We start from the raw sequence: 21,622 nt of genomic DNA, 5'->3' as shown, positions 1-21,622 counted from the left end.
ATCTTATGAAATTTCTATTCGTAATAGATCCAATTAAAAATATAAATCCCTTAAAAGATTCAACTGCTGCTTTAATGCAAGCATCATCAAAAAAAAATATTGAAATCTGGAGTTGTACTCCTCAAGACCTGGAAGCTAGAGGTGATGAAGTATGGGCATCTTCCGTAAAAGTTGAAGTAATTCCATGGATTTCTTTCAAAGAGAATGATTGCATCCCTCTCGCCGAATTTAATTGCATTTGGATGAGAAAAGATCCTCCTGTAAATGAGGCTTATTTATATGCAACCCATCTTTTAGAAGTTGCCGAAAGAAAAGGAGTAAAAGTAATAAACAAACCCTCATCGTTAAGAGCGTGGAATGAAAAGCTAGGTGCTTTAAGATACAGCCACTTAATGGCACCTACAATAGTTGCGAGTAAGGTAAAAGATCTTATTAATTTTGCAAATATAAATAATGAAGTAGTTATAAAACCTCTAGGAGGAAAAGGTGGTCAAGGTGTTATAAGGATTAATAAAAATTATCCAGGAATTAAATCAATCATTGAATTAATCACTTCTCAAGAAGAATTACCAGTTATGATGCAAAAATTTATTCCTGAAGTCATAGAGGGTGATAAAAGAATAATTATCGTAAATGGAGAAGCAATTGGATCAATAAATAGGATTCCTCAAGGAGGCGATTTTAGGAGTAATTTAGCGATGGGAGGCAAGGCTGAACCCACATTATTAACAGAAAAAGAAAAAAGTATCTGCTCAGAATTATCTCAACACTTCAAAGATGAGGGTTTATTTTTTGTAGGTATTGATGTAATAAATGGAATGCTTAGCGAGATTAATGTAACCAGTCCAACAGGTTTAAGAGAAATAGAAAATTTATCCAATAAAAATGTTTCAGAGGAAGTTATTGAAAAATTAGTAGAAATTATCTAGGGTTTTTAGCGCAAAATATCTGTTTTACTATAGATTCAAATTTTAATTTAATCTCATCTATTTCTTTCTCTAAAACGGAGCCAGAAACTATACCTGAGCCTGCAGTAAATTCAATATTTTCTTCAATACATCTTGCGCCTCTTATTGCCAAAAGAAATGAAGCATTGCCTGATGAATCAACCCAACCCATTGGAGAAGCATAATTTCCTCTAGGAAAAGACTCAAGAGTGTTTATCCAATCCAATGCTACATTTTTTGGGTATCCACAAACAGCTGGAGATGGATGTAAGTTTTTAAGCAATTCAAAAGGACAAATATTTTCAACTTTAGAGAAAATGAGTGTTTGCAAATGAGAAATATCTCCAAATGAATTTACCTTGATATCACTTTTTTTAAAGTTTGTTATTTTTGAAACTTCTAAAGATTTAATCAAATGTTGTATTACATAATTATGTTCCTTTAAGTCTTTAGTACTTTTTAGGAGTTTCTTAAAATTTGAATTAGTAGAGATAGTTCCAGCAAGAGCCTCTAAAGTTAAATTAGGTTTAGAGAAAGAAAATAATTTTTCTGGAGTTGCTCCAAACAAAATATCCTTACTATTCCTTTTCCAAACGTATCTACATGTATTTGGTTGCTTCTTTTTAAATCTTTTTAAAATTTCTACTAAATCTAATTTATTTTTAAGTTTTATTTTAATCCTATTGGCTAAAACTATCTTTTCGAGGATATCTTTCTCTACTAATTGAATTCCTCTTTTTACTACTTTTTTCATGTTTGTTTTAGAAGTTTCTAAGGAGCGTGAGAAATCATCAATAAAAGGGGAATCAAAACTAGTTTTTAAGCCAGATGATTTTATTAATTCTGAGCCAGAATTAATAACTTGATTTCTAATTGTCCATATTTCTTCAATTAATGTTCTTAATGATGATTTACCTTCAACATGACCATTGATTCTTAACCAGCAATTCTTGCCACTTTTAGTAATTAATATTTTTGGCAAAATTGCTTCCAAACTAGGGATATCTGAAGGTAAATTCTTATTATTCAAATTTTCAGAGAAAGAAAATAAATAAATTATTTTTGAAAGTGCATAATTATGCGATTCATTAGTTAAGTTAATTAAATTTTTAAAATTCTCAGAATTAAACTCTTTTGCTACCTCAAATCTTTTTGGGCCATCCAGAGTAACATATTTACACTTCTCGAAAGCTATATATGAAATGCCATCAGATTCCTCCCAAAATGAAGAAAACGGATATTGATTTATTAACAATTCATAAACTTGAAATAAATCAATACAAGGAATCTCAACACAAATACTTACTAATCCAGAATTTTCAACTTTCTCATCGAAAGAGGAAAATACATCTTTTAAAAAATCTGTTAAGTTTAAATCATTTTTCATTACTTATTGAAAATAACTAAAAATGATGCAATAAAGTAAAAAATGTAACTCAATTTATAAACTACATCCAATAATTATCTAATTTTGCGTGTTAATTAAAAATGGAAGAAGATAAAAAAAAATTATGGAAAAAAGCAATAAAATGGCCTCTTTATTCTGTGGCCATACTTCCAGTTTTAATAACAGGGGCTTACTCGCTCAATCAATATGAAGAGGTAAAAATTTATAATTTGATTTCATTTACTTTAGCTGCAATTTTGATATTACTTTGGGAAAATCTAACTAATGATTTATACGACTCAGAAACAGGAATCGATGAATTTAAATTCCATTCAATTGTAAATCTTGTAAAAAATAAAAAAATAATTTCATTTATTGCATATACATCTTTAGTTATTGGTTTATTAATAATTTTAATTATTTCAGTATCAACAAGTATAAACATTTTTATTTTGGTGGCAGCTTGCTGCTTCTTAGGATACTTATATCAGGGTCCTCCTTTTAGATTAGGCTATCAAGGTTTAGGAGAACCATTATGCTGGCTTGCATTTGGACCTTTTGCGTACTCTGCAGTCTTAATTGCGTTAAATCCGTCTAATATTTACTTCGAAGATATTCCATGGAAAGTTTCTTTATTACTTGGTTCAGGACCTTCCTTGGCAACAACTCTTGTGTTATTTTGTTCTCATTTTCATCAAATTTCTGAAGATAAAAAGCATGGGAAAATTTCACCTTTAGTTCGCTTAGGGGCAAAAAAAGGTTCTCAATTTGTGCCTTGGATAATTTTTACAATATATATTTTTCAACTTTTCACAATAGTTTATGGATTTATTCCAGTTTTTTGCATCCTTTATTTGCTTAGTTTCCCTCAAGCAACAAGACTTATAAATTTATTAAAATCTTCGTATGCAAAACCTTCTGCAATAAAAAATTGCAAATTCATCGCAATAAAATTTCAAACTCTTAATGGAATTGGTTTAATCACAGGATTAATATTTAATTACTTGCTAAATAAATGAACTTAATATTTCAAAAAAAATCTTATAGCTTTAAGTTATCGGCCAAAGTAGAAAATTCTAAAACCAATTACCATACAAAATCGGGTTGGATAATTAAATTAATAAGTAATGATAAAAAAATAGGGTTTGGAGAAGTTTCACCGCTACATAAAAAAGACTTAAAAAAGTGTGCGAAACAACTAGATATGATCCCTGAGTATATAGAGGAATTTAATTTATCTAAGCAAATAAATATTTTTCACCCATGCATTCAATCTGCAATAAATTCTGCATTAGCTGAGATTAATGGAAAAATAATTTTTAAAGAAAACTACTACTTTGATGAAATTGGTAAAACAGCCATATTGTTAAATCATGAAAATGTAGTTTCAGATCTAAATGATATTAAAAAAAGACATTGTGATATTGGAAAATCATTAACTTTAAAATGGAAAGTAGCACTAAAAAATAACCATGAGGAAGAAGCAAAATTAGAAGAAATTTTAAGCAAAATAGGCAATAATATTAAGTTAAGAATAGATGCTAATGGTTCTTGGGGAAGAGAGATAGCTAATAGATGGGCTGATATTTTGAAAGATAATAAAAATATAGATTGGTTAGAACAACCTCTCTGTGTTGATGATATTGATGGACTGACAGAACTAAACAAAAAAATTCCAATAGCTTTAGACGAATCACTTTTAAAATTTCCAACTTTGATTGATGAGTGGAAGGGTTGGCAAATTAGAAGGCCTTCTCAAGAAAATAATCCAGTTAAGCTTTTAAGAGAATTAGAAAATAAAAAAGCTTTAATATCTATAAGTACCTCATTTGAAACTGGAATAGGAAAGAGATGGCTCCATCATTTATCTTCTCTACAATTACAAGGACCAACACCAAAAGTTCCTGGTTTAGCAATGAATAAATTCCCTAATTCGTTTCTATTTTTAAATGAAGCAAAAACGATATGGGATCAACTATGAAAAATAAAATTCATACTATTGAAGTTGAAAATAACGAAACTCAATCTGTAGAAAAAATTATTGAAAAAATTAGAGATAATAAAATTATTTATGTAAAAAACAAATTTTATGAAGACAAAGATGTATTAGATTCAATTACTGAAAATGGGCCAGCAATTATCTTAAACAGTAGTGGGAGTTCTGGAAAACCGAGACAATGTTTTCACCATTTAAATAATCTTAAATTATCTGCAACTACATCAGGTCAATGGCTAATAGAGCAAGGATTTGAATTACAAAACTGCTTAATTTTAAATACTTTACCCCTGAACCATATAAGTGGATTAATGCCAATTTTTAGAAGTCAAACTTGGGGATGTGATTGTATTAATATTTCTCCGAATTTGATAAAAAAAACTCGAGAACTTTTACTTTTCACAATTAAATTTAAAAACAACAAAAAACACTTGATTACATCATTAGTACCTACCCAATTACAAAGACTTTTAGCTCAAAAAGATGGAATTAGTTGGCTAAAAATTTTTGATCTAATTTGGGTAGGTGGAGCTTCAATTTCAGACGAAACTGCAGAACAATGTATAAAAGAAAAAATAAAATTAGCACCTTGTTACGGCGCAACTGAAACAGCAGCAATGGTTACAAGTTTAAAACCAAAAGAATTCTTGATGGGTTTTAAAAATGTTGGAGAAATACTACCTGATACAAAAATAAGAATTAACGCACAAGGATTAATCGAAATAAAATCAGCCAGAATTGGAATCGAAATAATAGATTCTTTAAAAACTGAAAATTTCAAAAATAAAAATGGGTGGTGGCAAACAAGTGATTTAGGTGAAATTAAGCAAATCAATAATTCTTACTATTTAAAATTTGTTGGAAGAAGTGATAATGCCTTTAATTCAGGAGGAGAAGTTGTTTTCCCTGAAGTAATTGAATCTAGATTAAATGATTTCATTATGAAAGAAAATATCCCAATTAATAAATTCAATATTGCGAAAGTATCTAACAAATTATGGGGAAATAAAATTAAAGTAATAGTTGAATTTAGAGAACTTACAAATGATAAAAATATTGAAATTTCTTTAAATTTATTAAAAAATTTTTCTCAAAGTTGGCCTAAACATGAAAAGCCTGAAAAGTGGATTGTTAAAAACAAAAATAGCATTACAGAAAAAACAAACTATAAATTTAAAAAATAATAATCAGCATTCTTTTAAATTTGTACTCACATTAGAAGCCTCTATCCATCTTTCTAGCTGATCGGGAATTTCTATTTTATTTCTTGAATCAACATCTAAAGAACAGTGTATAATTTTCCCTTCGGCTACTTTATTTCCATTTTTTATAAAAAAGCTATTTACTTGGAACAAATGAGTATTAATTTTATGAGGGGCAATTTTTACTTTTAATAAATCTCCAATTTTTATAGGAGCATGAAAGTTTGCTTCACAATTTACTATTGGAAAAATAATTTGACTTTTACGTATAGAAAAATCTGGAAAAATATCGTTACAAGGGATCCCATAGACTTCAATACTTTCTTCCCAAGCTTCATGCGACCATTTTAATAAGTTATGAAAATGAATTACACCTGCAGAATCACAATCACCAAACCTTACTTTCTTCTGCAATATTAACCAATCAATAGGTTTCATTTAAAGTACTTATCTATCAACAGATCCCATAATGACATCTATTGAGCCAAGAATTGCCATAATATCAGCGATTTTGGCACCTTTAAGAATATGAGGCAAAATTTGCAGATTATTTAAATCAGCTGCTCTAATTTTAAATCTCCATGGGGTAACTTCATTATTTCCTTGAATGAATACACCTATTTCTCCTTTCCCGGACTCTAATCTTGTATATAATTCTCCGTTAGGAATTTTAAAAGTTGGAGCAACCTTCTTAGCTACATATTGATAGTCCATACCAAATATTTCACTTTTCTTATCTTCAGTCGCCATTCTTTGAGCTTCCAAATTTTCTGTTGGACCTCCTGGAATCATTTTACAGGCTTGGCGAATGATGCTTAGAGATTGTCTCATCTCTTCTACTCTCACTCGATATCTCGCATAACAATCTCCTTCTTTTTCTGAAGCAATCTGCCAATCAAAATCGTCATAGCATTCATAACTATCAACTTTCCTTAAATCCCAGGAAACTCCAGAAGCTCTAAGCATTGGCCCAGACAAAGACCAATTAATTGCCTGGTCTCTTTGAATTGTTCCGAGACCTTCAATTCTTTTTCTAAAAATTGGATTATTTGTAATTAATTTTTCATATTCATCAATCTTAGGTCCAAACCAATCACAAAAGTCTATACATTTTTCTAACCATCCGTATGGAAGATCACATGCAACACCACCTATCCTGAAGAAATTATTATTTATCAGCCTCTGTCCAGTAGCAGCTTCCCAGAGATCATAAATCATTTCTCTTTCTCTAAAAATATAGAAAAATGGAGTTTGAGCTCCTACGTCTGCTAAAAAGGGACCGAGCCATAAAAGATGATTAGCGATACGATTGAGTTCCAGCATTAGAACTCTGATGTAACTAGCTCTTTTAGGAACTGGAATATTAGCTAATCTTTCAGGAGCATTTACTACAATAGCTTCATAAAACATTCCTGCTGCATAATCCATTCTGCTTACATAAGGGACATACATTACATTTGTCCTATTTTCGGCTATCTTTTCCATTCCTCTATGTAAATATCCAATTACTGGCTCACAATCAATGACATTCTCACCATCAAGAGTTACAACTAACCTTAAAACCCCATGCATTGAGGGATGGTGAGGGCCAAAATTGACCACCATTGGTTCTGTTCTAGTCTCTAGCTGAGCCATTCGAAATTTAACTTCTAAATAAATCTTAGTCGAAAGTTATGCAAACTGACCTATCTGATTCATCTTTTTTCAATCATAAATCAGTTATGACAGATGAGATTATGGCCTCATTAGAGCATTACCCTTTAATAAATAACAACAAACTTAAAGGAATAGACGCAACTTTAGGCGGAGGCGGGCACTCTTATCATTTATTGAGAAAATATTCGGATTTAAATATAATTGGACTCGATCAAGATCCATTCGCAAGAAAATCAGCATCAAAAAAACTTGATGAATTTAAAAATAGGATTGATATAATGGCTTCAAATTTTGCGGATTTTGTACCAAAAGAAAAAGTTTCTTTTGTAATTGCAGATCTTGGAGTAAATAGTAATCAAATTGATGATCCTAAAAGAGGTTTTAGCTTCCAAAAAGATGGTCCACTTGATATGCGCATGAATCCTTTTCTTGAGGTTGATGCCGAGAAATTAATTGAGGATTTAAATGAAAAAGATCTAGCGAACCTAATTTATAAATATGGAGATGAGAGATTATCAAGAAAAATTGCTAGGAAAATAAAAATAGATTTGAAGGAAAATGGGAAATATTCTGGGACAAAAGAGTTAGCTTATTCTATTGCGGGCTGCTTCCCACCAAAACAAAGATATAAAAAAATACACCCAGCAACAAGAACATTTCAAGCACTAAGAATTGCCGTTAATAAAGAAATTGACGTATTAGAAAAATTTTTGCAAGTTGTTCCTGAATGGCTTTTGCCGGGAGGAATTATTTCTATTATTAGTTTTCATTCCCTCGAGGATAGATTAGTTAAAAGTTCTTTTAAAAATGATCAAAGACTAAAAAACCTCACAAAAAAGCCAATAACTCCTTCCGTACAAGAAGTCGAACTAAATAAAAGGTCTAGAAGTGGAAAATTAAGAATTGCTCAATTAAATTAAGGTGCAAATAATTTCTAACGTAATAATTTGATCGTATTTGTAAGAATATGAATTGCTTGTTTTATATCGTCTGAATTAGTGCTTAATCCAATACTTAACCTTATTGAAGATTCCGCTTCTTTAAAAGATCGACCTAAGGCTAGTAAAACATGAGATGGTTCACCATTACTGCATGCAGATCCACTAGAACAAATTATTTTAGATTTTAAAAGTTTATGAAACTTTGCTCCGTTTAAATCCAATACAGTCAAGTTTAAATTATGAGGTAATCTTTTTTCTATGGAGCCATTAATTAATAAACCAGAATTATTTTCTAACAAACCCTCTAAAAGGTTATTTCTGTATAAACGTAATTTCTCAGCATTATTTTTTTGATTAAAAACTGCTATCTCTATTGCTTTAGCAAAGCCAACTACTAAAGGAAGAGGTAATGTACCAGACCTGAGACCATATTCCTGACCTCCTCCAACAATTAAAGGCTCAAGATTAATTTCTTCATCAATCAAGAGAAGCCCTATCCCTTTAGGGCCATATATTTTGTGAGAACTCATCGTAATCATATTTACATTTGATAAAAGATTGTCTAACTCGATATAACCTAAACATTGTGCGAAATCAGAGTGAAAAGTTATTCCTCTCGATTTACATATTTTTGAAATATTCTCTATGGGCTGAATAACTCCTATTTCGTTATTTGCCAACATGACACTAACCAGAAATGTATCTTCTCTTATATTTTTTTTGAATTGTTCTTCTGAAATTAAGCCATCTTTCTCAGGATAAATTTCTGTAACCCAAAATCCCTCGTTTTTTAGTTGATTGAGGGGCTCTAAAACGGCTTTATGCTCCGTTTTTAAGGTAATAATATGTCCGTAATTTCCTGTTTTTTTATGATAATTTCTAGCAAAACCTAATAGGGCTAAGTTATTAGATTCTGTTGCCCCACTTGTAAAAATAACTTTTTTATTCTTAAGAAATAAATTTTGTTCTATTTTTTCTCTTGAGGCTTCCAATATGGCGCTTGCGTTAATACCCGCTAAATTAGATTTGCTTGCAGGGTTAGAAAATATCTCACTCCAAAAGGGTTCCATAGAATCAACAACATCTTTAGAACAAGGAGTCGAAGATTGATAATCTAGTAGTATAGGAGTTGATAGCATTATATTTAGTATATAAAATTCTCTTTATTACCAGAAAATCAAATTAAAGAATTTAAAAAATGAATGAAATTAATCAAATAAATAATGAACCGGTAAGAAAATCAAGAATTTTATTAGTTGATGATGAGCCTGGTTTAAGAACAGCCGTTAAAACATTTCTGGAAGATGAAGGCTTTGAAATATTTATTGCAGTTGATGGAGAGGATGGTTGGGAAAAAGCTCAAACAGTTTTCCCTGATTTGATAATTAGCGATGTTATGATGCCTCGAGCCAACGGTTATGCTTTATTAGAAAAAATTAGAGAGGATGAAAAATTAGGAGGAACTCCAGTTATTTTTCTAACTGCAAAAGGAATGACCCTTGACAGAACTGAAGGTTATCTTGCAGGAGTTGATGATTATATTTCCAAACCTTTCGATCCCGATGAATTAGCTGCAAGAGTTAAAAATGTAATCAACAGACAGGAACGTTTACTAAAAGAAGCGGCACGATTCGCAGATATTGATGTAAGCAAAATGGCAAAACAAATTACTGAAATAAAATCTATGCTCACAGACCAAAGCCAGACTAATCCAGAAAATAAAATAAATCTTCCTAGTTTTACTCCAAGAGAAGCAAGTGTGCTTCAACTAGTAGCAGAGGGACTGATGAATAAGGAAATTGCAAGACAGCTTGAAACATCTATTAGAAATGTTGAGAAATATGTAAGTAGACTTTTTATCAAGACAGGTACATCTAGTCGAACCGAATTAGTACGTTATGCACTTGAAAATCATTTAGTAAAATAAATTATTTAATTTTTTCGAATTCAATTAGTTTTGAAAAATAAAAAGGAGCTTGATTTAATTTCTTTTTAACAACTTTAAATCCACTTTCTTTAGCGGCATTAATAATACCCTTTTCTTTCAATGTATATGCTCTTGTAGTTTTACTTGGCCCAGGAAATAATTTTCCAATATTTTTTAGAACAGCAAGAACTGGAGTATAAGGAGCAAAGCTAACGATTAGTTTTTCTTTGCTTAAATCGCATAGATGTTGAACCATTTCTTCTGCAACCGGTTGAGGATAATGAATAAATACATCCAAACAAACTACAACATCAAATAACCCTTTTAATTTTTCCAGATCACAGACTTCATATTTAATTTTTCTTTGATTCAAACCTAATTCATTAATGCGTTTCTTGGTTTCTTTAATCATTTCAGAAGAAATATCGCTCACCTGTAGTTCTTTTATACCAAGTCTTAGTAAAGGTATGGAAAGACTTCCTACACCACAGCCTGCATCACAATAACTTTTTTTTGTTAGTTCAGGATAATTTTTGATATACGAGACTACATCATCTACAGTTTTTTGATGACCTTTCCTAATATTTTTCTGAACTGTATTAATTTCATCAGATTTGCTATAAATTTTATTCCATCTTTCAAAGCCAGTACCATTAAAATACTCCCTAACTTCACTTTTTTCGATAATCTTATTTAAAGTCATAATATTCTATGAAAATTCATTCTTTTTATACTAACTAACTGGCGCCAAATTAATTGCACGCCATTATAGGAAAGAATTGATTTGTTATTTTGTCAGAATTGAATTCTAAAGATATTTATAAAATTGCTGTCGTAATGGGTAGTGATTCAGATCTGAAAACATTGAAACCCGCTATTGATATTTTAAGAGAATTTGGAATAAAAACTGAAGTTTGTATACTTTCTGCTCATCGAACACCTATTGAAATGATGGAATATGCAAAAAATGCAGAGTCAGAAAACATAAAAGTAATAATTGCCGGTGCTGGTGGTGCTGCTCATCTTCCAGGAATGCTGGCATCGATAACTTGTATACCTATAGTTGGAGTACCAGTAGAAAGTAAGACACTTAAGGGGATTGATTCTCTTTTATCAATCGTTCAAATGCCCGCTGGGATTCCAGTTGCAACAGTTGCAATTAATGGAGCTCAGAATGCTGGATTATTGGCAATAGAGATGATCAGTTTATTTGATGATTCTATAAAGAAAACTTTAAAAGAATTCAGAGAAAATCTACATACAAAGGTAAGAACTAAAAATAGTAAGTTATCAACTATTGGACCTGACAATTATCTTCAAAATAAATGAAGTAATATTTTCTATTAGGCCTTTTTAAGAAAGTTTTCTTTTTTAAGGTAGTTAACAACTTTCTCAACGGAATCATTTAAATCTAACGAACCTGTATCAACAACAATTTCAGGATTATGAGGAGCTTCATATGGACTAGAAATACCTGTAAATTCCTTAATTTCACCCAAACGCGCTTTCTTATAAAGACCTTTAGTATCCCTATTTTCGCAAACTGTGATATCAGCAGCACAATAAACTTCAATAAAATCCTTAGATCCAATAATTTTTCTCACCTTATCTCTATCGCTAATAAATGGTGAAACGAATGCTGTAATAGTTATTATCCCAGCATTCATAAATAAATTCGCAACTTCTCCAATTCTTCGTATATTTTCTTCTCTATCAACATCCGAAAAACCAAGATCTTTACATAAACCGTGTCTAATATTATCTCCATCCAACACATAAGTCGAAAAACCATCTAAGTGTAAAACTTCATTTAAAGCGTTGGCTAAAGTACTTTTACCAGAGCCAGATAAACCTGTAAACCAGATAACCATTCCTTTATGACCTCTCATTTTCTCTAACTTTTCTCTATCAATAGTTAAATTGTGCCACTTTATATTGGTTGACTTTGTTTGATCTTGTTCTTTCATTGTTTGGATAACCAAAATTAAAAACCTATCCTAACCCTTGCTTCATAAATTATGAAATCCCTCTTTACGAAGAAACTCAATTGATTTCGATACCATATCACCCTGTAACTGGATATTACTATCAATTAATGTTCCTCCAGTACCACAAAAAACTTTAATTTTTTTTAGTAATTCTTTTAATAAGATTTCATCCTCAGTTCCTAACCCTCTAATTAAAGTTATAGTCTTACCCTTTTTACCTTTTTTTTGTTTTGAAATATTTATTTTTGATCTTTTATCAAAAGTATCTATCTTAGCTGCTTCTTCATATTTTATTTCTTGATTATCAAATTCGATCCAATTCTTTTTTCCCATTATTTTAATTATAATCTATAGTTAGTTAATACTTATTCTATAAAAAAAGTGGTAAGTACATTTTCTCGCCAAAATTATAAAAAAGACGATTTAAATCAACCCTCTGAAGATGGAAGATTTGGAAAATATGGTGGTCAATATGTTCCTGAAACGCTAATGCCTGCTCTTTTTGAGCTTGAAACAGCTGCGTCTATTGCATGGAAAGATAAATTTTTTGTAAAAGAATTAAATCATCTTCTTAAGACTTATGTAGGCAGAGAAACACCACTTTATGAAGCCAAAAGACTTACTGAACATTTTAAAACTAAACAAGCAACTCCAACGATATGGCTTAAAAGAGAAGATTTAAATCATACTGGTGCTCACAAAATTAATAATGCCCTTGGACAAGCTTTATTAGCAATAAGAATGGGCAAAAAAAGAATAATTGCAGAAACTGGAGCAGGTCAGCATGGAGTTGCTACGGCTACTGTTTGTGCGAGATTTGGCTTGAAATGTATTATTTATATGGGTGCTGAAGACATAAAAAGACAATCCCTTAACGTCTTCAGAATGAAACTTCTTGGAGCTGAAGTTAAAGTTGTAAATTCAGGTACTGCAACACTTAAGGATGCTACTAGTGAAGCCATTAGAGATTGGGTTTCTAATGTCGAAACCACACACTACATTTTAGGATCTGTTGCAGGTCCACACCCTTTCCCAAAGATTGTGCGAGATTTTCATGCAGTTATAGGAGAAGAAACTAAAAAACAATGTCTGGAATCGTTTGGATCTTTACCCGATATTTTACTTGCTTGTGTAGGTGGGGGATCAAATGCAATGGGTCTTTTCCATCCTTTCGTTAAAGAAACTTCTGTACGACTTATTGGAGTTGAAGCCGCAGGAAGCGGAGTTGATACTGACAAACATGCTGCAACTATCACTAAAGGGTCAGTTGGAATTTTGCATGGATCAATGAGTCTTCTATTACAAGATGATAATGGACAAGTACAAGAAGCTCACTCAATAAGTGCGGGTTTAGATTACCCTGGAGTAGGGCCTGAACATAGCCATTTAAAAGATATAGGTAGAGCAGAGTATGGATCAGTAACTGATCAAGAAGCTTTAGATGCTTTGAAACTTGTTAGTGAACTTGAAGGAATTATACCAGCACTTGAAACTTCCCATGCCTTTGCTTGGTTAGAGAAATTATGCCCTACTCTTGAAAAAGATACTCATATAATTATCAATTGCTCTGGTAGAGGTGACAAAGATGTTAATACTGTTGCATCTTCATTAGAAATTTAATCAATACCTTGGAATTGATGGATCAATGTATCTACTCCATCCATCAATACCCTCCTCCAAATTCCATATTTCGCTAACAATATTATTATTTAAACACCATTGTGAAAAGTTATAACTTCTTATTCCTGCATGACAGGTAACTACAATTTTTCTGTCTAATAAACCAGCAAATATTTCTTCAACGTATTCAAATGTGACTTTACTAATTGGTATATGTAAGAATTCTTTTGAGAAACGAGCCAGTTCAAGCTCTGACTTTTCTCTTACATCAATCAAGACTGGGTCTTCTTTCTCAGAATTAAACCAATCATTGAGACTAAAGGCATTTATAGATTTTGGACAACTTCCCAATTTATAGGATAAATTATGTGTTATTTACAATTTAATAAATTAAGTTGCAGTAAGAAGTTTATTGTTAAAAATAAAAATAAACATTGATAATGAAACTTAGGGTAGTAGCAATAATACTATTATTATCATTATTAATTTTTTTTGGTTTTAAAAAAGTTTCTGCTAATAAATATAAGGAGCAAAGTACAAATATTGAGCAACTAAATATATTAAAATACATTCCTGAAAACAATAAACTATTATTTATTTCAAATTTAGATAGTTTTAATTTTGTCAATAATAAAGAAAAAGATAACAATCCAAAAAATCAAGATAACTTTGTTTTAATACAAGAATCTATATTAGATTACTTAGGTATAGATTTAGGCAAAAATAAAATAGAAGATATCTACAATAATGAACTTATAATCTCAACTTTTGAAAATCATAAAAAGCTTAAGGATGATATTTTGATAGTTTTTAAAATTAAGCCAGAAAAAACAATAGAAGATTTATTAAATTTGCCTAATAAAATTGATCAGATTGATGAGATAATTTCAATTAATAGAGAAAACAAAATAAATTTTCTTAACTTTATATACCGAACCGAGGATAATTATATAATTGCCTCATCAGATAAAAAATTAATCAAAGATAGTATTAACTCCAGCAATAATTTTAAAGAAAAAAAATTTCAATATGAGGGAGAACTTTTTGAACTAAAAAACGAAAAAAACATATTATTCACAAATAAATTTTGGGAAAGTATATTTTTTGATAAGGAAATTTTTACTGAGAATAAGCTAGATATCATAGCTACAACATTTGACTTAAAAAATAAACATTTAATTTTAAAATCCTATTTACTAAATAATAAAAAAAATATTGATATTCTTGCTTACGATCGGTTAATAAATCAAGAGGATACTAATGAAGATAATCCTGAAATTTCAATTTTTAGTGATATAAAAAATTTTGACAAATATCTAAAACCTTTAATAAATGATTTTCAACTCAATTTTTTTAAAGAGTTTAATCAGAATGATAATCAAAACATTTTAATTCTCAATACAAATAAAGATTGGGTTATTACAGTTGAAAAAAATAATGAAGATCAATTTGATTTAAGTACTATTAAAAAACTAAAAGATTTCAACAAATATACTTTGAAACAAAATGAAGATATTTATTCGATCTATTCCAAAGATATTCTTGAAGAAAAAGACGATGTTATAAAACAATTAACTTTTGAAAATATTTATTCAATAGAATCAGGAGGTTTACAAATCATAAGTAATCATTTAATTGATGGTGAAAAATTAGAGAGAATTTCAAAAAAATTTTTTAACCTAAAAAGTAATAAAGATAAATCTGCTTTTCTTTATTCAAAAGTTGATATCAAAAATGAAAATTCTAATAAAATTGAATATTTTTCTAATTTACAGGACCTTAATTTTCTCATTAGAAATATTTTAAAAATATCAAATGAAGAATCGCTAGAAATCATAAGTCAATCTATTCCTGAAAAAAATCCAATTCTTTATAAAGAAACAATATTAAAAATTCTGTAAATTAAATTTATTCAAATAAGCTTCAAAGACAATCATTTTAATTTTTTGCGAATTTAATATCTTGTGGTTAATTAAAAATTATTTTACTATCTTTAATCTATAAGTATTTGATATTGAATTAAGCAATTGGATAGCAACAAACTAATTTTAAAACCAGGATTAGAAGGAGTCCCAGTTACTAATTCATCTATCTGTGATATTGACGGCAACAAAGGTAAATTATTATACAGAGGCTATTCCATTGAAGAACTATCCAAAAAAAGCAGTTTTTTAGAAACTGCTTATCTATTGATTTGGGGTGAATTGCCCACAGCTATTCAACTAAGAGATTTCGAACAAGAAGTTCAGATGCATCGAAGGTTAAGTTTTAGAGTCAGAGATATGATGAAATGTTTCCCTGCAACTGGTCATCCTATGGATGCTCTCCAATCTAGTGCAGCTTCTTTGGGGCTCTTCTATTCACGTAGGGCAATAGATGATCCTAACTACATCTACAACGCAGTGATAAGACTAATAGCAAAGATACCCACAATGATTGCTGCGTTTCAACTAATTAGAAAAGGACAAGATCCAATTCAACCTAGAGATGATTTAACTTACTCATCAAATTTTCTTTACATGCTGACTGAAAAAGAACAAGATCCTATAGCTGCAAAAGTTTTTGATAGGTGTTTAATTCTACATGCCGAACATAGTTTAAACGCAAGTACATTTAGCGCTAGAGTTACTGCAAGTACTCTTACAGACCCATATGCTGTCATCGCCTCTGCAGTAGGAACCTTGGCTGGCCCATTGCATGGAGGAGCAAATGAAGATGTAATTGCAATGTTAGAAGAGATTAAAACCCCAGAAAATGCTGGATCTTTTTTAGATAATGCAATAAAAAATAAAAGCAAGATCATGGGCTTCGGCCACAGAGAATATAAAGTCAAAGATCCAAGAGCAATAATTCTTCAAAAACTGGCAGAAGAGCTTTTTATAAGATTTGGAGCTGATGAAATGTATGAAGTTGCTAAATCAATTGAGGCAGAGGCAATACCAAGACTTGGACCTAAGGGTATATTCCCTAACGTGGATTTTTATTCTGGTCTTGTCTATAGAAAACTTGGTATTCCTCGTGATTTATTTACGCCGATTTTTGCCATATCTAGAGTAGCTGGTTGGTTAGCTCATTGGAGAGAGCAACTTGGAGCAAACAGAATTTTCAGGCCATCGCAAATCTATACAGGTTCAGCACCAAGAGATTGGATCAGCCTAGAAAATAGAGAATAATATTTGTAGCTTTTCATAAAAAACACACATATTGTTTGTGAAGAGTTAATCTATAAAGTAAATAACAAAAAAATTTTGGAATACGGATTAGATCTCGAATATAGTTTTAATGAATTCTTAAAAGGTTTTGGCCTTTCCAGCGAAATCGCTCATATAATTTGGCTCCCTCTACCAATGCTTTTGATTTTGGTAGCTGCAGTAGTTGGCGTTTTAGTAACAGTATGGCTTGAAAGAAAAATATCTGCTGCTGCTCAACAAAGAATAGGCCCCGAATATGCAGGAGCACTTGGCGTCCTCCAACCAATTGCTGATGGTCTTAAGTTGCTTGTTAAAGAGGATATTATTCCTGCTAAAGCGGATGGAATACTCTTCACTGCAGGACCTATATTAGTTCTTGTCCCAGTTATTCTGTCCTGGCTAATCGTTCCTTTTGGACAAAACCTTTTAATAAGTAACGTTGGTATTGGAATTTTCCTATGGATTGCTTTAAGCAGTATCCAGCCAATCGGACTTCTCATGAGCGGATATGCATCAAATAATAAGTATTCTTTATTAGGAGGTTTAAGAGCAGCAGCTCAATCAATAAGTTATGAAATTCCTTTAGCTTTATCTGTACTGGCTATTGTACTAATGACAAATTCTCTAAGTACTATTGACATTGTCAACCAACAAAGTGGTGCAGGAATTTTAAGCTGGAATATATGGAGACAACCGGTTGGTTTTATAATCTTTTGGATTTGTGCTCTTGCAGAATGTGAGAGACTTCCATTTGACTTACCCGAAGCTGAAGAAGAATTAGTTGCAGGATACCAAACTGAATATGCAGGTATGAAATTCGCATTGTTCTACCTGGGTAGTTACATTAACCTAATCCTTTCAGCTTTATTGGTATCAATACTTTATTTGGGAGGATGGGGTTTTCCTATTCCAGTTGAATTAATAGCTAAGTTTCTAAACTTGCCCATTAATGCACCCTTTATACAAGTTTTAACTGCATCAATTGGAATCATAATGACTGTATTGAAAGCATATCTTTTAGTTTTCATTGCAATATTATTGCGTTGGACGACTCCTAGAGTAAGAATAGATCAACTATTAGATCTAGGATGGAAGTTTCTTCTTCCAATTTCTCTTGCTAATCTTTTGATAACTGCAGGATTAAAACTTGCTTTTCCGCAATTCTTTGGTGGTTAAACTTAAGTAAAAATACTTAAATTTAAAATTAATCCACTAAAATAAAATAACTAAGTAAATTCTTCAAAATGAAAAATTTTCTTCAACAAATAAATAGCTATATCAAAGAAGCATTTAATGCTGGTAAATACTTATATAATGGCTTTTCAGTAACTTTTGATCATCTTCGAAGAAGACCTGTTACTGTCCAATATCCATATGAAAAATTAATACCTTCCGAGAGATATAGAGGAAGAATACATTATGAATTCGATAAATGTATTGCCTGTGAAGTGTGCGTAAGAGTTTGCCCCATAAATTTACCAGTTGTTGATTGGGTAATGAATAAAGAAACTAAAAAAAAGGAACTTAGAAATTACTCTATAGACTTTGGAGTTTGTATATTTTGCGGAAATTGTGTTGAATATTGTCCAACTAATTGTCTGTCGATGACCGAAGAATATGAATTAGCTACTTTTGACAGACACAATCTAAACTTTGATAATGTTGCACTTGGTAGGTTACCTACGAACGTCACAACAGATCCTTCAGTTAAACCTCTAAGAGAACTTGCCTATCTTCCTAAAGGTGTCATGGACCCTCATGAAATCCCAGCTTCAGATACTAGAGTTGGTAAATTACCTGAAGAAGTCTATGATTGGATGAGACCGGAACCCAATGAAAATAAAGATAAAGTTTCTAATCCAAACAATTAATTTCCATTAATTTATGTCCATTGCAATAACAACTCAAATTATTTGTTTTACGATTTTATCTTTAGTAATCCTTATTGGAGCTATTGGTGTTGTATTGCTTGAAAGTATTGTTTATTCAGCCTTTCTTCTAGGAGGAGTTTTCATGAGTGTAGCAGGATTATATCTTCTTCTAAATGCAAGTTTTGTTGCTGCAGCTCAAGTTTTAGTTTATGTAGGTGCAGTGAATGTATTAATAATCTTTGCAATAATGTTAGTCAATAAAAAAGAAGATTTAAAGCCCATCAGTGACATTAAATCGAGAAGAATCATATCAACATCAATATGTTTAACCCTGCTAAGTCTTTTAATTAGAGTTGACTTGACTAATGAGTGGACCCTATCAAGTCCTCAAAACTCTATAGGAGAAGAATCAACTATCAGAATTGGTGAACATCTATTTAGTGATTATTTACTTCCATTTGAAGTAGCATCAGTTTTACTTTTAATGGCAATGATTGGAGCTATTGTATTAGCTAGAAGAGATGTAATGAGCAAGGATATTTCCACTGGATTACCTGTTGATCAAGAGTTAATTGAAAAATCATCAGAACCACTACTTACAAATAAAAATTAACCTTTCACTCTTATTATGATGAATTTAGAATCTATTCCTATTCAAGCATTTTTAATAGTATCTTCAGCACTATTTTGTATTGGGATTTGGGGATTATTAAATAGCAGAAATGCAGTAAGAGTCCTTATGAGCATTGAGTTAATGCTCAATGCAGTAAATATAAACTTAATGACGTTTTCTTCCTATGTTGATAATAATTTAATTCAAGGACAAGTTTTTACAATCTTTGTAATTACTGTGGCTGCCGCAGAAGCAGCAGTTGGATTAGCTATCTTATTATCCCTTTATAGGAATAGGGTAACTGTAGATATGGAAAGTTTTAATTTATTAAAATGGTAAAACCACTAAATGAAACTTTCATTAGTGCTTATTATATATCGTTCAGATAGTTCTATTGCTCAAGAGGCTTCTAAATTCTGTGAAGAAGTCCTCAAAGCTAAAAATATAAAATCAAAAAGAATTGAAAGTGATTTTTATAAAGATGAAATTGAAAAATATTTTTGTAATATAGAATTCCTACCAAGTATTGGCATTGTTCTTGGTGGAGATGGAACCTTCCTAAAATGTGCAAATGCTTTAGCTGATTATGATATTCCTTTGTTGAGTTTTAATATTGGTGGTAATCTAGGTTTCCTTACGCAAGAAAAAGATTTTTTATTCGATAAATCTTTTATTGAAATACTTGAAAACGAAGAATATAAAATTGACTTTCGTAATAGATTAAATTGTAATGTTTGTATAAATGAGACAAGTTCTGAGAAAAAGATTATAAAAAGCTACGATGCCTTAAATGATTTTTATTTTAAATCTGTTGAAGAAGACATTTCTCCAACCAACCAAATACAAATTGAAATAGATAATGAGAAGGTTAATGAATACAAAGGTGATGGATTAATCATATCTACATCTACTGGTTCAACTGCCTACTCAATGGCTGCAGGGGGGCCAATAGTGCACCCTAGCATTGATGCAATGGTAATTAACCCTATATGCCCAATGAGTTTGGCTAGTAGACCAATAGTTATACCTAATACAAGTAAGGTAATCATAAAACCTGTAAAAAAAAGTACAGGGGAAATTAAATTATGGAGAGACGGTTCAAAATGTATGACCATTAAGGAAAGTTATTATTGTGAGATCAAAAAAGGGCAATCGCCCTGCAAAATAATAAAGTTTAAAAAAAGCACAAGCTACTATAATACCCTTATAAAAAAACTAGATTGGAAAGGTGATTTATCTCAAAAAGATTTCAAAAATTAAATGGCCTTAGAAATAGAAAGAAGATTTCTTATAAAAAATGATAATTGGAAAGAATTCATAAATAAAAAAATTTATATTGAACAAGGATACTTATCTAAAAGTTTAGATGATTGGATTATTAGGGTAAGGCTTATTGGCAAAAACTCTAAAATTACACTTAAAAAACATATCAAGGGCTTTACCAACTTTGAATTTGAATACTCCATTCCACGAAGCGATGCTGAAACAATAATGTCAAATCTTTCAAATACAATTAAAAAAGATAGATACTTACTAGAAATTGAAAAAAAATCTTGGATTATAGATTGTTTTAAAGAAAATAATTATCCACTTGAAATTGCAGAAATTGAACTTTCTAATGAAAAAGAAGATTTTTTTCTTCCATCTTTCATTTCAAAAGAAATTACTGGACTGAACCATTACTCCAATTTCAGTCTCGCTAACAATCCTTTTTCAGAGTGGAGAGAAGACTATTTAACAACTTTAAAAAGTAACTAGTCAAAGGAACCACTCATCCCTTATATTTTCTTTATGTTTAAGCAAAGTATTTTTCTATTTTCTTCAGATGTATGGTCTCTACGACAAAGAAGGAATATTGAGATTTGTTGATTCAGATAAGGATGCATGTATTGCATATGCTGAACTCTTCGAATTAGGTTCTACAAATTATTGTTTAATGGATTTGGCTGATAATACAAACAAAGTAGAGGGTTATACTAATCCTAATCCGAGTCAGGAAGTGTACAACAATTAAACCCATCTCTACAAATCTTTCCGTTGTCCATTGCCCAATTTAACAGTGCAACTCTGTTTTTAGAACCAGTTTTTGTAAACATATTACTTACATGATTATCAACAGTTCTTTTACTAATAGTAAGTTTTACCGCAATTTCTTGATTTGTAAGCCCATCAGCTACGAGATCAATGATTTCCATCTCCCTTGCCGAGAGACCCATCATATCAATGTTGTTTACTTCTTCTTCAACCATTTGCAATTAAACAGTTCCTTTTTTATATTAATTA

Annotated in this window: 26 protein-coding genes; 17 read left to right on the top strand and 9 right to left on the bottom strand. The window is 30.8% G+C overall.

From position 1 onward, the window contains the following. The first annotated feature begins 5 nt into the window (after positions 1 to 5). Positions 6 to 929: a glutathione synthase gene (gene gshB, locus HA152_RS00940; protein ID WP_209132625.1), complete on the top strand. Its 924-nt coding sequence runs from the start codon at positions 6 to 8 to the stop codon at positions 927 to 929. Here gshB and HA152_RS00935 read toward each other — a convergent pair. Further along, positions 922 to 2,334 (bottom strand): chorismate-binding protein, encoded by a 1,413-nt coding sequence (locus HA152_RS00935; protein WP_209132623.1) that lies wholly within the window; start codon positions 2,332 to 2,334, stop codon positions 922 to 924. The two genes, gshB and HA152_RS00935, sit on opposite strands and share 8 nt — an antisense overlap. Positions 2,335 to 2,435: 101 nt before the next feature. Between HA152_RS00935 and menA the strand changes: the two genes are divergently transcribed. From menA to HA152_RS00920, 3 genes are read left to right on the top strand one after another with little or no spacing between them, the layout of a single operon-like run. Next, entirely contained in the window at positions 2,436 to 3,353 is a 918-nt protein-coding gene (menA, locus tag HA152_RS00930) for a 2-carboxy-1,4-naphthoquinone phytyltransferase (protein WP_209132621.1), read from the top strand. Then, positions 3,350 to 4,315 (top strand): o-succinylbenzoate synthase, encoded by a 966-nt coding sequence (locus HA152_RS00925; RefSeq protein ID WP_209132619.1) that lies wholly within the window; start codon positions 3,350 to 3,352, stop codon positions 4,313 to 4,315. The genes menA and HA152_RS00925 overlap by 4 nt, the downstream gene beginning before the upstream one ends. After that, the gene (locus tag HA152_RS00920; protein ID WP_245211169.1) at positions 4,312 to 5,514 is read left to right on the top strand and encodes an AMP-binding protein; all 1,203 of its coding nucleotides are present in this window, start codon (positions 4,312 to 4,314) and stop codon (positions 5,512 to 5,514) included. The genes HA152_RS00925 and HA152_RS00920 overlap by 4 nt, the downstream gene beginning before the upstream one ends. Before the next feature lie 3 nt (positions 5,515 to 5,517). Here the strand turns inward: HA152_RS00920 and HA152_RS00915 are convergent, their stop codons facing one another. Together HA152_RS00915 and HA152_RS00910 are read right to left on the bottom strand one after the other, a co-directional pair. Continuing rightward, a complete protein-coding gene (locus tag HA152_RS00915) occupies positions 5,518 to 5,970 on the bottom strand; it encodes an acyl-CoA thioesterase (protein ID WP_209132608.1) in 453 nt (150 codons plus the stop codon). 9 nt (positions 5,971 to 5,979) lie between these two features. Continuing rightward, positions 5,980 to 7,167 (bottom strand): NAD(P)H-quinone oxidoreductase subunit H, encoded by a 1,188-nt coding sequence (locus HA152_RS00910; RefSeq protein ID WP_032519718.1) that lies wholly within the window; start codon positions 7,165 to 7,167, stop codon positions 5,980 to 5,982. 38 nt (positions 7,168 to 7,205) lie between these two features. Here HA152_RS00910 and rsmH point away from each other — a divergent pair, with 38 nt between their 5' ends. Next, positions 7,206 to 8,108, top strand: a complete 903-nt coding sequence (rsmH, locus tag HA152_RS00905; RefSeq protein WP_209132606.1) for a 16S rRNA (cytosine(1402)-N(4))-methyltransferase RsmH — start codon at positions 7,206 to 7,208, stop codon at positions 8,106 to 8,108. A 14-nt stretch (positions 8,109 to 8,122) separates the two neighbouring features. On the opposite strand, the gene HA152_RS00900 is transcribed toward rsmH, so the two are convergent. Continuing rightward, entirely contained in the window at positions 8,123 to 9,268 is a 1,146-nt protein-coding gene (locus HA152_RS00900; protein ID WP_209132603.1) for a cysteine desulfurase family protein, read from the bottom strand. A gap of 59 nt (positions 9,269 to 9,327) precedes the next feature. Between HA152_RS00900 and HA152_RS00895 the strand changes: the two genes are divergently transcribed. After that, positions 9,328 to 10,056 (top strand): response regulator transcription factor, encoded by a 729-nt coding sequence (locus HA152_RS00895; RefSeq protein ID WP_209132601.1) that lies wholly within the window; start codon positions 9,328 to 9,330, stop codon positions 10,054 to 10,056. Between the two features lies 1 nt (position 10,057). Here HA152_RS00895 and bchM read toward each other — a convergent pair whose 3' ends face one another. Further along, the gene (bchM, locus tag HA152_RS00890; protein WP_209132599.1) at positions 10,058 to 10,759 is read right to left on the bottom strand and encodes a magnesium protoporphyrin IX methyltransferase; all 702 of its coding nucleotides are present in this window, start codon (positions 10,757 to 10,759) and stop codon (positions 10,058 to 10,060) included. Between the two features lie 89 nt (positions 10,760 to 10,848). Between bchM and purE the strand changes: the two genes are divergently transcribed. Continuing rightward, complete coding sequence (gene purE / locus HA152_RS00885) at positions 10,849 to 11,385, top strand: 5-(carboxyamino)imidazole ribonucleotide mutase (protein ID WP_257470592.1); 537 nt, start codon at positions 10,849 to 10,851, stop codon at positions 11,383 to 11,385. 14 nt (positions 11,386 to 11,399) lie between these two features. On the opposite strand, the gene cysC is transcribed toward purE, so the two are convergent. After that, complete coding sequence (gene cysC / locus HA152_RS00880) at positions 11,400 to 12,023, bottom strand: adenylyl-sulfate kinase (RefSeq protein WP_209132596.1); 624 nt, start codon at positions 12,021 to 12,023, stop codon at positions 11,400 to 11,402. A 42-nt stretch (positions 12,024 to 12,065) separates the two neighbouring features. Further along, positions 12,066 to 12,377, bottom strand: a complete 312-nt coding sequence (locus HA152_RS00875; protein ID WP_209132594.1) for a translation initiation factor SUI1 — start codon at positions 12,375 to 12,377, stop codon at positions 12,066 to 12,068. Between the two features lie 48 nt (positions 12,378 to 12,425). Here HA152_RS00875 and trpB point away from each other — a divergent pair, with 48 nt between their 5' ends. Continuing rightward, complete coding sequence (gene trpB, locus HA152_RS00870; protein ID WP_209132591.1) at positions 12,426 to 13,664, top strand: tryptophan synthase subunit beta; 1,239 nt, start codon at positions 12,426 to 12,428, stop codon at positions 13,662 to 13,664. On the opposite strand, the gene HA152_RS00865 is transcribed toward trpB, so the two are convergent. Next, a complete protein-coding gene (locus tag HA152_RS00865) occupies positions 13,665 to 14,015 on the bottom strand; it encodes a rhodanese-like domain-containing protein (RefSeq protein ID WP_209132589.1) in 351 nt (116 codons plus the stop codon). A gap of 89 nt (positions 14,016 to 14,104) precedes the next feature. Between HA152_RS00865 and HA152_RS00860 the strand changes: the two genes are divergently transcribed. The 9 genes from HA152_RS00860 (at position 14,105) to HA152_RS00820 (ending at position 21,353) form a co-directional block, all read left to right on the top strand. Further along, complete coding sequence (locus HA152_RS00860; RefSeq protein ID WP_209132587.1) at positions 14,105 to 15,565, top strand: hypothetical protein; 1,461 nt, start codon at positions 14,105 to 14,107, stop codon at positions 15,563 to 15,565. 126 nt (positions 15,566 to 15,691) lie between these two features. Next, positions 15,692 to 16,837 carry a citrate synthase gene (locus tag HA152_RS00855; RefSeq protein WP_209132585.1) on the top strand — a complete coding sequence of 382 codons (1,146 nt, stop codon included), beginning with the start codon at positions 15,692 to 15,694 and terminating at the stop codon, positions 16,835 to 16,837. A gap of 75 nt (positions 16,838 to 16,912) precedes the next feature. Next, positions 16,913 to 18,031 carry an NADH-quinone oxidoreductase subunit NuoH gene (nuoH, locus tag HA152_RS00850; protein ID WP_209132583.1) on the top strand — a complete coding sequence of 373 codons (1,119 nt, stop codon included), beginning with the start codon at positions 16,913 to 16,915 and terminating at the stop codon, positions 18,029 to 18,031. A 68-nt stretch (positions 18,032 to 18,099) separates the two neighbouring features. Beyond that, complete coding sequence (gene ndhI, locus HA152_RS00845) at positions 18,100 to 18,726, top strand: NAD(P)H-quinone oxidoreductase subunit I (protein ID WP_209132576.1); 627 nt, start codon at positions 18,100 to 18,102, stop codon at positions 18,724 to 18,726. Positions 18,727 to 18,739: 13 nt separating this feature from the next. Continuing rightward, positions 18,740 to 19,339 carry an NADH-quinone oxidoreductase subunit J gene (locus HA152_RS00840; RefSeq protein WP_209132574.1) on the top strand — a complete coding sequence of 200 codons (600 nt, stop codon included), beginning with the start codon at positions 18,740 to 18,742 and terminating at the stop codon, positions 19,337 to 19,339. Between the two features lie 18 nt (positions 19,340 to 19,357). Next, complete coding sequence (nuoK, locus tag HA152_RS00835) at positions 19,358 to 19,678, top strand: NADH-quinone oxidoreductase subunit NuoK (protein WP_041484502.1); 321 nt, start codon at positions 19,358 to 19,360, stop codon at positions 19,676 to 19,678. A gap of 9 nt (positions 19,679 to 19,687) precedes the next feature. Next, positions 19,688 to 20,599, top strand: coding sequence for an NAD(+) kinase (locus HA152_RS00830; protein WP_209132571.1), 912 nt, complete (start codon positions 19,688 to 19,690; stop codon positions 20,597 to 20,599). Further along, entirely contained in the window at positions 20,600 to 21,097 is a 498-nt protein-coding gene (locus HA152_RS00825; RefSeq protein ID WP_209132569.1) for a CYTH domain-containing protein, read from the top strand. Between the two features lie 67 nt (positions 21,098 to 21,164). Beyond that, a complete protein-coding gene (locus tag HA152_RS00820; protein WP_209132567.1) occupies positions 21,165 to 21,353 on the top strand; it encodes a hypothetical protein in 189 nt (62 codons plus the stop codon). Here the strand turns inward: HA152_RS00820 and HA152_RS00815 are convergent. Continuing rightward, positions 21,322 to 21,594: a helix-turn-helix domain-containing protein gene (locus HA152_RS00815; RefSeq protein ID WP_209132565.1), complete on the bottom strand. Its 273-nt coding sequence runs from the start codon at positions 21,592 to 21,594 to the stop codon at positions 21,322 to 21,324. The two genes, HA152_RS00820 and HA152_RS00815, sit on opposite strands and share 32 nt — an antisense overlap. Positions 21,595 to 21,622 lie beyond the last annotated feature (28 nt).

This window comes from Prochlorococcus marinus XMU1412, from assembly GCF_017696315.1.
GTDB classification, from domain to species: domain Bacteria; phylum Cyanobacteriota; class Cyanobacteriia; order PCC-6307; family Cyanobiaceae; genus Prochlorococcus_A; species Prochlorococcus_A marinus_AF.
Note: the sequence above shows the minus strand (reverse complement) of the source record. Positions and strands in the feature narration are given on the sequence as shown.